This window comes from Clostridium sp. AM22-11AC, from assembly GCF_003473545.1.
GTDB lineage: Bacteria > Bacillota > Clostridia > Lachnospirales > Lachnospiraceae > Enterocloster.
Map to the genome: position 1 here is coordinate 21,240 of NZ_QUCM01000018.1, position 14,639 is coordinate 35,878.

Genomic DNA, 14,639 nt, shown 5'->3' on the forward strand with positions numbered 1-14,639 from the left:
TGAATTAGTTACAGTTCAGCCATCATCTTTTTGTTTCCATATTCATGAAAACAAGAATCATAGTAGGTTCACCATATGCTGATTTGGATGAACTGTAACTTTTATTATTCTTCCTTCGCAGCAGCCCTAGCTTCTACTTCGCGCTTCTGTACATCGCCAGGAGCCTGCTCGTAGCGGCTGAATTCATAGGAATAGTCTCCTAAACCACCGGTCATGGAACGAAGATCGGTGTTGTAGCCGAACAATTCAGACATTGGAATGTCTGCTTCGATGACCTGTTTGCCGTGGTGGTCAGATTCCATACCTAATACACGGCCTCTTCTGCGGTTTAAGTCACCCATGATATCGCCGGTGAAGCGGTCAGGAGCAACAACCTTTAAGGAAGCAATCGGCTCTAAAAGCACTGGGTTTGCATCCATAAAGCCCTGTTTAAATGCCAGAATAGTAGCCATCTTAAATGCCATTTCTGAAGAGTCTACCGGATGATAAGAACCATCTAACAGAGTAGCCTTTAAGCCAACAACCGGATATCCAGCCAACGGTCCCTTAAGAACGCATTCCTGCAGTCCTTTTTCTACTGCCGGGAAGTAGTTCTTCGGTACGGATCCACCGAATACCTTCTCTTCAAAGGTGTATGGTGTCTCTAAATCGCCGGATGGCTCAAATTCCATGATAACATCACCGTACTGGCCATGTCCGCCGGACTGTTTCTTATGTTTGCCCTGTACTTTTACTTTCTTTCTTAAGGTCTCACGGAAAGCAAATTTCGGTTTGGACAGAACTACGTCTACTTTGTAGCGGGTCTGCAACTTGCTGATCACAACATCTAACTGCTGATCGCCGATACCATAGATCAGGGACTGACGGTTTTCAGGATCATTCTTAACCTGTAAGGTCAGGTCTTCTTCCATCATACGTGCTAATGCGGTAGAAACCTTATCATCTTCGCCCTTATTAGCTGCCTTGTATGCCATATATGTATATGGTGTGGAGATCTGTGGTTTGTGGTAAACGATCGGAGCTGTACGAACTGCCATGGTATCGCCGGTTCCGGTTACAGTCAGTTTTGCAACTGCGCCGATATCGCCGGCCTTTAACTCAGGAACTTCGATAACTTCCTTGCCGCGCATTACATAAACTTTACCGATCTTCTCTTCTGCATCTTTATTTACATTGTATACAACCGTATCGCCCTTTAAGGTACCAGTACAGATCTTCATCAGGGAATACTTTCCGATAAATGGATCTACGATGGTCTTAAATACTCTTGCAGAAAGGGATACGTCATCATTATATTTAGCGGTGAAACGCTCGCCTGTGGAAACGTCTACACCGATACACTCAAAGTGATTTGGTGCCGGGAAGTATTTGTCAATAACCTGAAGGAGAACCTTAAAGCCCTGGCAGTTGATTCCGGAGCCCATCATAACAGGTACGATGTCGCCTTCGATAACATGTGCTCTTAATGCACCTGAGATCTCTTCCTGTGTAAATTCTTCTCCCAGGAAATAACGTTCCATATATTCTTCACTGGTTTCTGCAACTGCCTCGATGAGGGCGTCTCTTGCGATGGTTAAGTTCTTCTGAACATAATCTGGAATCTCGCACTCAACATAATCACTGAGGTTTGTAAAGCGGCGGCCTGCCATCTTTACTACGTTTACGAAACCTACGAATTTTTCATTTTCACGGATTGGAAGCTGGAAAGGAGCGATCTTTCTTCCGAACTTTTTCTCCAGCTTTACAACCAGCTCACGATAGCTGGCGTGATCATCGTCCATATTAGTAACGAAGATCAGTCTTGGCAGATTGTACTTTTCGCACATCTCCCATGCTCTTTCTGTACCAGGCTCGATACCTGCTTTACAGTTTACAACGATAATGGCTGCATCAGCAACGCTGATGGCTTCTTCTACTTCACCTACGAAGTCAAAAAATCCGGGAGTATCCAGTAAGTTGACCTTAACCGATCCGTTCTCTCCCTGGTATTCCAGAGGAATCAGTGTGGTGGAAATGGAAAACTGTCTCTTGATCTCTTCTTTGTCATAATCACTAATAGTGTTTCCGTCAGCAACTTTGCCCATACGCTTGGTAACACCTGTGATCAAAGCCATTGCCTCCGCAACTGTTGTCTTACCAGCGCCTCCATGCCCAAGTAATACAACGTTGCGGATTTGTTCAGTACCATATACGTTCATAAACTTCCCTCCTGTACACTTTATTTGTGCGAAACAACTGTAATATGTGCTTCGTCTTTGCCATGTGTACATTCTACTATATTTTTCTGAAATATTCAAGTTTTTTTGTTAAATTCTACACAACATTTTTCCAAAACATTCCAGATATTTTGATTTAAGTCACCACATGTTCCTGTTTTTCTCATCTTTAACCGTCATTTTGCCTTAATTGCCTCTTCAAATTCGCTAAAAAAGTCCTGTTTCAACATAAAACGGTCGATCATGCCATTATTCAGATACCACTGAACATCACTTCCGTCCTGTTCTGATAACAATAAAAGACGGATCTCCGGATTCATCCGGCGGATCATTTCACATAACTCGATTCCATTCATCATGGGAAGAACTTCATCTGCAATGATCAGGCCATAAAAAGAAGGCGTTTTCTGTACCCGGTCAAGGAGGGCTGCCGGATGGGTATAAACTTCGATCTGCCCAGTCTTTTCAAATTTTTTCCCTTTATAAGCAGACATCCTGGCATCTTCTGATATAATAGCGATCCTGGATACAGATTTTAAACGTTTTCTAAGATTGCCTTCCTCTTCTGAACTACTTTTGGGGATCATAAGCAAAAAGGTCGTTCCTTCTCCCTGACGGCTTTCTACCTCAATCTTTCCCCCTACAGACGCAATGATATTTCTTACCACGGAAAGCCCCAGTCCCGTTCCCTGTCTGGAACCTTTTGTTGTATAAAATGGCTCGAAGATCTTCTTTTGCACATCTTCCGGGATCCCGCATCCTGTATCAGAAATACGCAGGCAAAGCTGGTCTGTTCCCATTTCAGCTAATTCCACTGTCAGTTCTTTTTTATCAGACTGTTCCATTGCCTGAAATGCATTTTTGCACAGATTCATCAGGATATGTTCTGCCATTCCTTGTCTTACAAGAGCATACTGAGGTGTATCAGGAATTTTTGTTTTTAATGTAATGGCTGCCGGAACCAATTGTCGTACTACTGACATGGCCTTTCTTACTTCCTGTGCAAAATCCAGCCGTTCTAACCGGATCCCTGTATCCTGTCTTGAAAATGCCAGCAGCTTTTTTGACAGATCTGATGCCTTATCTACGGAATCTGTGATCTCATGGATCATCTGCCGGTTTTCTTCTGATATGGTATCATCGTTCTCCAGAAGTTCCGAATAGATCAGGACCGGGGTCAGATAATTATTAAATTCATGTGCTATATGGCTTGCCATCATGCCAAGAGACTGTATTCTCTGGTAATGGCGGATCTCATCATTTTTCTTTGCCACCATCTCCATTCCCTGGTTTATTTCCTTAAGGTACGCTATTTCCCTGTACTGTGATATGGTACGGAACCGGTTATAAAGAATGTATACCGTTGCCGTGATCAGCAGCACCATATATAAAACAGCGATCCCCACCAGGATCTCCATCATAGTATCTAAAGGTTGGGAAAGCTCTGTTAAAGGGATCGTAGAATTCACGATCCAACGTTCTCCCTGAATATAGATCGCCTGAAACGCAGCCACTCTTTTTACTGCTTTTAGTTCCGGATTATCCCATATATAAGTATGGATCAGGCCTGCGCCCTTATCTTCTTTATTTTGTCTTTCCAGCCATTGTTTCAGATCATCCAGATCCAACTGTGTATACATTTTTTGCCGGTCTTCTAATGCCTCCAGACCAATCTGGCTTTTTACATGATGCATGATAATATAGGTATCCTGGTCCTTAACAATAGAGTATCCGCCCTTTCCGATCTTTACAGGCTCTACGATCTGACGGTACAGCTGTTCCAGATCCATAGAAAGAACAAGATCATAAACAGCTCCATTTGCTTCAACCTGCTTTTCTATGTACATTTCATACCAGCCTGTTTCTTCTGATATCTTTTTTCCCGTGATCTGTGCATTCGTGGCATGTCCCGCCGGAGTATGTTCTGCCTCAGCAGCTTCGTAAAAAGGCTCTGTACCTGCTTTATAAAGGATCTGCCTGCCATCAGGACATATCAGACGGATCCAGTTATACAATTTCTCATTTTTATCCAGAAAATAGGATATTTTCCGGTTCATCTGCATTTTTTCCCCTAAAAGCCCATTTTCTGATGAGTAAAAAAGGTCGATCTGCTCCAGCTGTTCATTAAGGAACATGTCAAGATTATTTCCTATGATCCCGGCTATGGTAAGCAGCTGGCTTTCCTCTGTATGGATTACCTGCTCTTTATAACGCTTATAAAATTCTGCACAGGATAATGCCATAACCAGTGACAGAAACACTACCAGAAAAACAGCGCCTATTGCTGCCTGTCTTTTTCCTTTTGTTTCCTTGATCCATTTCATTTTTTATCAGACCTCCAGCATATATCCGATTCCCCGTATTGTTTTTAAATATTTAGGTTCTTTTGGATTTTCCTCGATCTTGCTTCTGATCCGCTTAATATAAACCGTGATCGTATTATCATCTACCACTGCCTCATTCCACACCTGGCTGTAAAGCTGTGCCTTTGTGAATACCTGTCCCGGATGCTCTAACAGAAAGCGGAATAGCGCCTGTTCCCTTGCTGTAAAATTCAGGGAGACTCCGTTTTTTAAACACTCCATTTTCAAAGTGTCCACAGCAAAGGGACCTTTATGGATCCTTGCTTCCGATGCCTGACTGTATATCTGGTTTCTCCGGATCAATGCTTTTGCTGTCTGTATCAGCACAGAAGTATGAAATGGTTTTGTCAGATAACTGTCTGCCCCGAATCCCAGCCCCAGCACCTGGTCCATCTCATCTGACTTTCCAGAAAGCATCATCACCGGTGTATGATCTCCCCAAGCCCGCATAGTCTGTAATACCTGATAGCCGCTGACATTTTCCATCATCACATCCAGGATCACCAGATCGAAATGTTTCTGTTTTAGTAAATCTAACGCTGTACTGCCATCAGCTGCTTCTGTTACATGCATTCCTTCCCTGGTCAAAGCCGTCCGTACAGCCAGACGGATTGCTCTTTCATCATCTACCATCAATATTTCTTCCGTATTCATGTTCATTTCCCCATTCTATTTTTTGCTCTTTCAAGCGCATTTGTACCTATAAAAGAGTATAGCAAATATATAAAAATAAGACCATAACCGGCTGGCTTTTTCTCACAGCCGGTTATGGTCTTTTGTGTTCTTACTATGCTTTTATGGTCTTACTGTCTCTTATAAACTTATGATCCCTAAAATTACTCCCAGTACTAACATGATCAGGCTTACCACATAATAGGGCGGAATGCTGAATTTCATATGATCCTTTAATTCTGTTCCTGTCAATCCGATAGCCAGATAAGTAGCCGGGACAAGGGGACTTACCATTAGCGCCAGATTCTTTCCGATCAGCATGGTAAGTGCTGTGTTCAGGGATGCAACCCCGTATGTTTCGCCAACCTGCATGACCAGAGGCATGATGCCGTAAAAATATGCATCGGTTCCCACACAAAGGCCAAAAGGAAGGGCAAGGATACCAAAAATAATGTGGATGTATTTTCCCATAGCTGCAGGAATGACCGCCATGATCGCATTTGCCATTGCTTCCAGCATTCCTGTTCCATCAAAAATACCTACCATAGCGCCTGCCGCAAACAAGGTTGCTGAAATGATCAGTGCTGCCGGAGCATGCTTCTTTACCAGTTTATCCTGGATCTTCTGATCCGGGTAGTTTACTGCCAGTAAAACACAAAGTCCTAACATAAAGATCACATAGGATTTTCCTACACCAGTTGATAATGCTGCGATCACAGCAACCGTAAGAAGGAAATTAAAGATCAGATATCCTCTGGATTTTTTCAGTGCTTCTGTTTCTGCCTTTTCTTTTTCATTTGTCTCAACTTCTACACCTTTTCCTGCACCGGCACCCTTTTTTACCGCGTACATTCCAAGCAAAACGGCGATCACACTATTCATGACCAGACCAACAATCTGAAGCGGGATCAGCATATGCCACAACTCTGTTGCGTCCATCTGAAGTACAGTTGCCGCCCTTGCTGTAGGTCCGCCCCATGGAAGCAGATTCATGACACCCATACAGGCTCCGGTAATACACAGTAAGATCCGGGCATCAATATTCATTCTCTTGTATACTGGATACATTGCCGGGATCGTAATCAGAACTGTTACAGCGGTGGTTCCATCCAAATGGGCAATGGTTGCGATCATTGCAGTTACCACAGTAACTGCGATCACATTATTTCCAGCCTTTTTTACAAGCCAGTTTACGATCACGTCAAACAATCCTGTATCAGACAAAACCCCAAAATAAATAACAGAAAAAATAAACAAAATACCATTACTGGTAGTTGTCTTAATGCCATCTGCAATAAATCCCAGAATGTCTGTAGGAACAAACCCCAGGATCAGGGCTGAGATGGTTGGGACGATAGCCAATACTACAATAGGTGACATTTTCCCCTTTAAAAGAAGGGCTACGATCACGATGATCATTAAAAATCCAATTGCTGCTGCCATAATTTTTTCCTCCTTCATTTGTATTTTATTTTATACATACAAAATTAAATGATCATGACTCTAAAATGACAGTTTTGTCATAATTGAATTACGGTTCCGTCATGTGACGGTCTGCTTTTCTTGCAATTCCTTACGGAGATTGTTAAAATAGTTGCAGAATAATGAGAAAGGTATGCACATTTTATGTCTGAAAATAAAACCTTTAAAAGCAATATACAGAAAATACAGATCCGCGGCGCCCGGGTGCATAATCTTAAAAATATCAATGTAGACGTACCCTTAAACCAGATCGTAGCCATTGCCGGTGTCTCCGGCTCCGGAAAGTCCTCTCTGGCTTTAGGCGTACTATATGCAGAGGGCTCCAGACGCTATCTGGAGTCTCTTTCTACCTATACAAGAAGGCGCATGACCCAGGCATCCAAAGCCAGTGTGGATGAGATCTTACATGTTCCCGCTGCTCTCGCCCTGCATCAGCGTCCCGGCGTTCCCGGCATCCGAAGCACCTTTGGAACCGGTACAGAACTTTTAAACAGCCTGCGCCTGATGTATTCCCGTCTGGCTTCCCACTGCTGTCCAAATGGACATTATCTGGCTCCCACACTGGCAGTGGCTGCCGGAAAAGAACTGGTCTGCCCTGAATGCGGCATCCACTTTTTTGCTCCTTCTGCAGAGGAACTGGCATTTAACAGCCAGGGAGCCTGCCGCACCTGCAATGGAACGGGAACGGTTCGCACCGTAGACTTAAATACCCTGGTGCCAGATGACTCCTTAACCATTGACGAAGGGGCTGTGGCTCCCTGGAATACTCTTATGTGGTCTTTGATGACCGATGTATGCCGGGAAATGGGTGTGCGCACCGATGTGCCTTTTAAGGAATTAACAGAAAAGGAAAAAGACATCGTTTTCCATGGACCTGCTGAGAAAAAACATATTTTCTATCACGCCAAAAACTCCAATCAGGCAGGAGAACTGGATTTTACCTACTTTAACGCTGTCTACACCGTAGAAAATGCTCTTTCCAAAGTAAAAGATGAAAAAGGTATGAAGCGGGTGGAGAAGTTTTTAAAAGAAGATGCATGCCCGGACTGCCATGGTTCCCGTTTAAATGAACGGGCCAGAGCGCCGAAATTACAGGGGATCACTCTTGATAAAGCCTGTGAAATGACCTTATCCCAGCTGATCACATGGGTGGACAATGTTCCCAGTTCTCTCCCAGCGGAAATGGTGCCAATGGCAGAAAGCATCTGCGACTCCTTCCAGACAGCTGCAAAACGGCTTATGGAGCTGGGACTTGGCTATCTCTCCTTAGACCGGGCTGCTTCTACTCTTTCTACAGGGGAGCGCCAGAGAATGCAGTTAGCCAGAGCCGTGAGAAACCGAACCACAGGTGTCCTCTATGTACTGGACGAGCCGTCCATTGGACTCCACCCGGTAAATATCGTTGGACTGACAGGGGTTATGGATGATCTGATCGCTGACGGAAATTCCGTTATTTTAGTAGACCATGACACACAGATCTTATCCCATGCAGACTGGCTCATTGAAATGGGGCCGGAAGCAGGCGCAAAAGGGGGACAGGTGATCGCAGAAGGGACTATTTCTGATATTGTGGAAAATAAAGTATCCCGCATCGGTGCTTTTCTAAAGCCGGGATACGCCAAACGCCTGCGTCCGGTGATCCAGGAAAATGACCTGTTTGAACATGGGGCCATCTCCCTTTCTACCGGTGCCATCCATACAGTAAAACCACTTAAGGTAAATATCCCCAAAGGCCGTCTTACCGTTGTAACCGGTGTTTCCGGTTCTGGAAAGACCACTCTTATTCTGGAAAGCCTTGTTCCCGGCATAGAGGCAGCTATTGCAAAAACGCCTCTGCCTTCCCATGTCCTTTCTGTGGACCCGGCAGGTATTTCCCAGGTAAAACTGATCGATGCAACTCCTATTGGCATCAATGTCCGCTCCACTGCTGCTACTTATGCCAATGTCCACGATGAACTGCGAAAAGTATTTGCAAAAACGGCAGATGCCAAAAACATGGGATATAAAGCTGGTGATTTTTCCTATAATACAGGAAAGCTTCGCTGCCCCGTATGTGACGGCACCGGCCAGGTCAGCCTGGACGTACAGTTTCTGCCCGATGTGGACATTCCATGCCCGGAGTGCAGAGGTTCCAGATATTCCAAAGAGGCATCTCTTATTAAATACACGAATAAAAAAGGGCAAAGTGTTTCTCTCCCGGAACTTATGGACATGGACATCCATACAGCCCTTGAAGCCTGCGATGACCTCAAACTGGTAAAACAGCGGCTCACTGTGTTAAAAGAGCTTGGACTTGGATACCTGACTTTAGGAGAAGAAACACCCAGTCTTTCCGGCGGTGAGGCCCAGAGACTGAAATTGGCAAGCGAAATGGGCAAGCTGCAAAATGACTCCCTGTTTATCTTTGATGAACCTACCATTGGGCTGCATCCTCTGGATGTGCAGACTCTCCTTAAGGTATTTCAGACCCTGATCGAAAATGGAGCAACTGTTGTGGTCATTGAACATGACCTGGATGTGATCCGCAATGCTGACTATATTATTGATATGGGACCTGGAGGCGGAGCAGACGGCGGCCGTATCGTTGCCTGCGAGACACCGGAACAGCTTGCAAAAGATCCAAACAGCCAGACCGGCCGCTATTTATAGCATGAGTTACATAAAAGCGTAAAAGTTTAAAGCATTAAAGTGTTGACTTTTACGCTTTTATGTATTAAACTGTCTGCAAGTTAAGAGATACCTGGATTGAAAAAGCACATCATGCTCACCGCAATCCGATATCTGGTAAAAAGGGGCATCTAACATACAGAGCCGATATACAAGAAACCATTATGCGGATAAGGAGTATAACAGACTATGATCATTATTATGAAACCACAGGCTTCCAAAGAAGCTGTTGAAAAAGTAACTTCCCTCATTGAGTCAAAAGGACTTCAGGCCCATCTTTCTGAAGGTTCCCAGGTCACGATCGTTGGTGTTGTAGGTGATAAGAGCAGACTTGCCGGAAGCAATATTGAAATGAGCGAAGGTGTTGACAAGGTCGTTGCTGTCACAGAGTCTTACAAACTGGTCAACAAAAAATTCCACCCGGATGACTCCATTATTCCTGTAGGCAACACCCACATCGGACCAGGAACCATGACTGTTATGGCAGGTCCCTGCGCTATTGAGTCAAAGGAACAGCTGCTTTCCACTGCTTTCGCTGTAAAGAAAGCTGGGGCTACCTTCCTTCGCGGCGGTGCTTACAAGCCCCGTACTTCCCCATACTCTTTCCAGGGACTGGAAGAAGAAGGCTTAAAATATATGAAAGAAGCCAGAGAAGCAACCGGACTGAACGTGATCTGTGAAGTTACCAGCGCCCATGCCATTGAAGCTGCTGTTAAATATGTAGACATGCTCCAGATCGGCGCAAGAAATATGCAGAACTTCGAGCTGTTAAAAGAAGCCGGAAAATCAGGAATGCCTGTATTGTTAAAACGCGGCTTATGTGCTACCATAGATGAGTGGCTGAATGCAGCTGAATACATTATTTCAGAAGGAAACCCAAACATCGTTTTATGTGAGCGTGGTATCCGCACCTACGAAACTTCTACCAGAAACACCCTGGATATCAGTGCGATTCCTGTGATCCGCCAGAAGAGTCATCTTCCAGTGATCGTAGATCCAAGCCATGCAACCGGCGTAAGAGCCTATGTAGAACCTCTTGCAAAGGCTGCAGTTGCAGTAGGTGCCGACGGACTGATGATCGAGGTTCATCCAGATCCGGCAAAAGCCCTTTCTGACGGTCCTCAGTCTCTTACCTTTGATGCATTTGACAAATTAATGGCTGACTTAAAGCCATATGTGGATCTGGCTGGCAGAACTTTTGAAGCCAGATAACCAGATAGTCACCTATCATTCACAGCCCAAACACCTGAAAACCTTTATGTTCTCTCGGAATCTTTCTGTGCTTGATTTTGTGAGAAGATTTTTTGTCAGTTGTGCCCAAATTTCTGAGGCGTACGCGGTGCGTACGTTGATGAAATTCGGGTGCTACTGGCGGAAAATCGGCCACAAAAGCAGGTGCAGGAAAGACTCCGAGAGGACATCTATCTTTGTGAAGGTTTTCAGGTGATTCTGTATCTCCGATAGAACATTCTATATGTAAGGAGCGATTTTAAAATGGAAAAATTTACCATGAATGATACAACCATTGCCTTTATCGGCCTTGGCCTTATCGGCGGTTCCTTAGCAAAGGGCATTAAAAGAGCCCGTCCGGATATCCGCATCATGGCCTATATGCGCACCCGTTCCAAGCTGGAGCAGGCAAAAAAAGACGGCATTGTAGATGTTATTTTAGACGGCATTGACGAACAGTTAAAAGAATGTGACCTGATCTTTTTATGTACACCGGTGGAATACAATGCACAGTATCTGTCTAAGATCCGCTCCTATTTAAAACCGGGAGCTTTGATCACGGATGTAGGAAGCACCAAAACGGACATCCACGAAGAGATCCTGCGCCAGGGCCTTACAGACTGCTTTGTAGGCGGTCATCCTATGGCCGGTTCTGAAAAAACAGGATACGAAAACGCAACGGATCATCTCCTTGAAAATGCTTATTATATTGTTACACCGCCGGAAGGCCTTGACCAGAGCGGCAGCGAAACCGGTAATATTCCACCAAAATATGCCGAAAATGCCAACCGTATTATCGCAGTGGCCCAGACCGTAGGTGCTATCCCACTGGTACTTGACTACAGGGAACATGATAAAGTGGTGGCTGCCATCAGTCATCTGCCCCACCTGGTTGCTTCCAGCCTTGTAAATCTGGTAAAAGATGCCGACTCACCTGCCGGAACCATGAAACGGGTAGCTGCAGGCGGTTTTAAGGATATTACCCGTATTGCGTCTTCCTCTCCTGAAATGTGGGAGCAGATCTGTATGACCAATGTGGAACCTATTGCAGATATGTTAGAACGTTATATCGGTTCCCTTCAGGACATCCTTTCTGAAATAAAAGGACATCAGGGAGACGCGATTTATAAACTGTTTGAAAAATCCAGAGACTACCGAAATACCATTACCGACCGGGCCAAGGGTTCTGTGGAACCGTCTTATGCCTTTTCTGTAGATGTGGCCGATGAGGTAGGTGCGATCTCCACCATCGCAGTTATTCTGGCAGCCAAAGGCATCAGTATTAAAAATATTGGTATCAATAACAACAGAGAACGGGGCGAAGGTGCCTTAAAGATCGAATTTTATGATGAAACATCTATGACCGCAGCCTGGAAACGGCTGGAATATTATAAATACGAAATGGTAAGACTGTAACGTCTACCTGTCTGGGAGGAAACATATGGAATTTAAAAAATCAGGCCCATTAAAGGGAGAAATCACGGTTCCGGGAGATAAATCTATTTCCCACCGTGCCGTGATGTTCGGCTCTCTTGCAAAGGGAACCACCGAGATCACAGGATTTTTACAGGGAGCTGACTGTCTGTCTACCATCTCCTGTTTTGAACGTATGGGCGTTGCCATTGAAAATAGAGGGGATATCGTCCTGGTACATGGAAATGGCCTTCACGGTCTTAAAAAGCCGGAGACCATACTGGACTGCGGAAACAGCGGCACTACTACCCGCCTGATCTCCGGTATTTTATCTGCACAGAACTTTGACGTAACTTTAACAGGTGACGCTTCCATCCAGAAACGTCCCATGAAGCGTATTATGGAACCACTGTCCCTTATGGGCGCAGATATTGTCAGTGTAAATGGAAATGGCTGCGCGCCTCTGGCGATCCACGGAAAAGCCCTTCACGGCATCCACTACACCTCCAAAGTAGCCTCTGCCCAGGTTAAATCTTCTATTTTATTAGCAGGACTTTACGCAGAGGGACCTACCTCTGTTACAGAGCCCTATGTATCCAGAAATCACTCTGAAATCATGTTAAATCTGTTCGGCGCCCATGTGACCACAAAAGATACCACTGCTACTATTGAACCGGCCAGTGAACTGCACAGTGTAAAGGTAAATGTACCAGGAGACATTTCTTCTGCTGCCTACTTTATTGCAGCAGGACTTATGGTACCCGGCTCTGAGATCCTGATCAAAAATGTAGGCATCAATCCTACCAGGGACGGCATCCTTCATGTATGCAGGGCTATGGGTGCAGACCTTACTTTATTAAATGTAAAAGAAGACGAAGGGGAACCGGTTGCTGATCTTTTAGTCCGCGCTTCTTCCCTTCATGGAACAGAGATCGGCGGCAGCATTATCCCGACTCTTATTGACGAACTGCCTATGATCGCTGCTATGGCCTGCTTTGCAGAGGGAACGACCGTGATCCGGGATGCAGCAGAATTAAAGGTAAAAGAGTCCAACCGAATTGCTGTTATGGTGGAAAATTTAAGTGCTATGGGAGCTGACGTAACAGAAACAGAGGACGGCATGATCATCCGCGGCGGCAGACCTCTTCACGGTGCTGTGATCGAAAGCCACTTAGACCACCGCATTGCCATGACCTTTGCAGTGACAGCTCTCTGCGCAGAGGGCATTATACAGATCAATGGGGCAGAATGTGTGAATATTTCTTATCCACAGTTTTACCAAGATCTTGAGAACTTGTTTTCATAAATACGGAAACAAGATGAATAGCAACAAAAGGCGTATGAGTCCATACCAGGATCCACACGCCTTTTATATGCTCATTTTTCAGTCCCGATCAGGATCTTTTCCTGAAAAAATGAAAATCACAGCAGTCTCCCCCGTAACCTAATGTTTTAGTACGGGAAAAGTCCAGTTTTTTCAGACCACCATATGTTACATTATCAACATCACAAAACAGGGGACAAAGCTTTTCACAGCCATTTTCTAAACAGGCTGTATGCCACAGGCATTTTTTCATTGTCACATCAAAATAATCCTTTCCATGGGCCTGCTCACTGTCCCACAGATTCGTTCTTCGCACAACACGAAGGAAAATATTGCTGTAAAGAAAATAAAATCCCGGCACCCGTTCCATTTTTACCATGGACAAATGCTTTTCTGTTCCAACGATATCCAGCATATAGTTTCGCATATGCCTGTAGACATCCTCCTGTGACAGACCACTTTGGTTCAGTACCTTGTACAGGGCTATACGGGGCAAAATTGTCTGAGTCAGCGTTTTCATCTGATCCTTTGTCTTATTTTCTGTATTTCTGATCAGTGTATCAAGCAGTTCCTCCTGTTGACGAAACAGCATATCTCCTCTGCTGTTCCCAAACAGGTTGACTAAAAATGCATTGATCTGCCTTTGCTGTTTTATTTTCATCCTTTTTGTGCCTTTTTCTTTTATCATTTTCTGTGATCTCAAGATCCATTTAAAGGGCAGTCCCCTTCTTTGGAATAAAGAACCCGCTCATATCTGTATGTTCCAGTTCTAACAGCGCGATCTTCTTTTCAATTCCCCCGGCATATCCGGTAAGACTTCCATTGGTTCCTACAACACGATGACAGGGGATGATAATGGAAACTTCGTTATGTCCTACTGCTCCGCCTACAGCCTGTGCAGACATATGAGGCGCATCCTGCATCTGTGCCATCTTTTTTGCAATCTCTCCATATGTCATAGTCTGTCCATAAGGGATCTGCAGTAAGATCTGCCATACAGCCTGGCGAAACGGGGAACCTGCAGGATGAAGTGCAGGAGTAAAATCCGGCTCTTTCCCTGAAAAATATACATCCAGCCATTTTTTCGCCTGGATCAGAACGGGTGTCTCCTGTGAAATGGTTTCTTTTGGAAGTGTATTTGCAAAGTATTTTTGTCTTTCAAACCATAAACCAGTCAGTCCAACCTCATCTGCCGCCAGTAAAATATTTCCCAGTGGGGACGGATATGTACATGTATAAATCATATTACCACTTCCTTTCCCATCAACTTTT

The 14,639-nt window shown here is 44.7% G+C and carries 11 protein-coding genes; 4 read left to right on the forward strand and 7 right to left on the reverse strand.

The genetic code is table 11. The features are described from left to right. Positions 1 to 104: 104 nt before the first annotated feature. The 4 genes from DW251_RS13510 to DW251_RS13525 form a co-directional block, all read right to left on the reverse strand. Complete coding sequence (locus DW251_RS13510; RefSeq protein ID WP_118301465.1) at positions 105 to 2,198, reverse strand: elongation factor G; 2,094 nt, start codon at positions 2,196 to 2,198, stop codon at positions 105 to 107. A 194-nt stretch (positions 2,199 to 2,392) separates the two neighbouring features. Next, positions 2,393 to 4,540 (reverse strand): ATP-binding protein, encoded by a 2,148-nt coding sequence (locus DW251_RS13515; protein ID WP_118301466.1) that lies wholly within the window; start codon positions 4,538 to 4,540, stop codon positions 2,393 to 2,395. A gap of 6 nt (positions 4,541 to 4,546) precedes the next feature. Beyond that, on the reverse strand, positions 4,547 to 5,233 hold the full coding sequence (locus DW251_RS13520; protein WP_021869945.1) for a response regulator transcription factor: 687 nt from the start codon (positions 5,231 to 5,233) through the stop codon (positions 4,547 to 4,549). 159 nt (positions 5,234 to 5,392) lie between these two features. Continuing rightward, positions 5,393 to 6,694 carry a citrate:proton symporter gene (locus DW251_RS13525; protein WP_021869944.1) on the reverse strand — a complete coding sequence of 434 codons (1,302 nt, stop codon included), beginning with the start codon at positions 6,692 to 6,694 and terminating at the stop codon, positions 5,393 to 5,395. Between the two features lie 183 nt (positions 6,695 to 6,877). Here DW251_RS13525 and DW251_RS13530 point away from each other — a divergent pair, with 183 nt between their 5' ends. The 4 genes from DW251_RS13530 to aroA all read left to right on the forward strand — a co-directional run bounded on the left by DW251_RS13530 (position 6,878) and on the right by aroA (position 13,349). Beyond that, positions 6,878 to 9,382 carry an excinuclease ABC subunit UvrA gene (locus tag DW251_RS13530; protein WP_118301467.1) on the forward strand — a complete coding sequence of 835 codons (2,505 nt, stop codon included), beginning with the start codon at positions 6,878 to 6,880 and terminating at the stop codon, positions 9,380 to 9,382. A gap of 207 nt (positions 9,383 to 9,589) precedes the next feature. Then, complete coding sequence (gene aroF, locus DW251_RS13535) at positions 9,590 to 10,612, forward strand: 3-deoxy-7-phosphoheptulonate synthase (RefSeq protein ID WP_118301468.1); 1,023 nt, start codon at positions 9,590 to 9,592, stop codon at positions 10,610 to 10,612. Positions 10,613 to 10,909: 297 nt separating this feature from the next. Then, positions 10,910 to 12,046: a prephenate dehydrogenase gene (locus tag DW251_RS13545; RefSeq protein ID WP_347474668.1), complete on the forward strand. Its 1,137-nt coding sequence runs from the start codon at positions 10,910 to 10,912 to the stop codon at positions 12,044 to 12,046. Positions 12,047 to 12,071: 25 nt separating this feature from the next. Next, positions 12,072 to 13,349 (forward strand): 3-phosphoshikimate 1-carboxyvinyltransferase, encoded by a 1,278-nt coding sequence (gene aroA, locus DW251_RS13550; RefSeq protein ID WP_118301470.1) that lies wholly within the window; start codon positions 12,072 to 12,074, stop codon positions 13,347 to 13,349. A gap of 88 nt (positions 13,350 to 13,437) precedes the next feature. Here the strand turns inward: aroA and DW251_RS13555 are convergent, their stop codons facing one another. The 3 genes from DW251_RS13555 to DW251_RS13560 are packed head-to-tail and all read right to left on the reverse strand — an operon-like array spanning position 13,438 to position 14,611. Next, positions 13,438 to 13,959: an L-2-amino-thiazoline-4-carboxylic acid hydrolase gene (locus tag DW251_RS13555; RefSeq protein WP_182433626.1), complete on the reverse strand. Its 522-nt coding sequence runs from the start codon at positions 13,957 to 13,959 to the stop codon at positions 13,438 to 13,440. Further along, the gene (locus tag DW251_RS18005; protein ID WP_182433627.1) at positions 13,928 to 14,077 is read right to left on the reverse strand and encodes a hypothetical protein; all 150 of its coding nucleotides are present in this window, start codon (positions 14,075 to 14,077) and stop codon (positions 13,928 to 13,930) included. The genes DW251_RS13555 and DW251_RS18005 overlap by 32 nt, the downstream gene beginning before the upstream one ends. After that, positions 14,078 to 14,611, reverse strand: coding sequence for a methylated-DNA--[protein]-cysteine S-methyltransferase (locus tag DW251_RS13560; RefSeq protein ID WP_021869938.1), 534 nt, complete (start codon positions 14,609 to 14,611; stop codon positions 14,078 to 14,080). It abuts the gene before it with no gap. Positions 14,612 to 14,639: the final 28 nt, after the last annotated feature.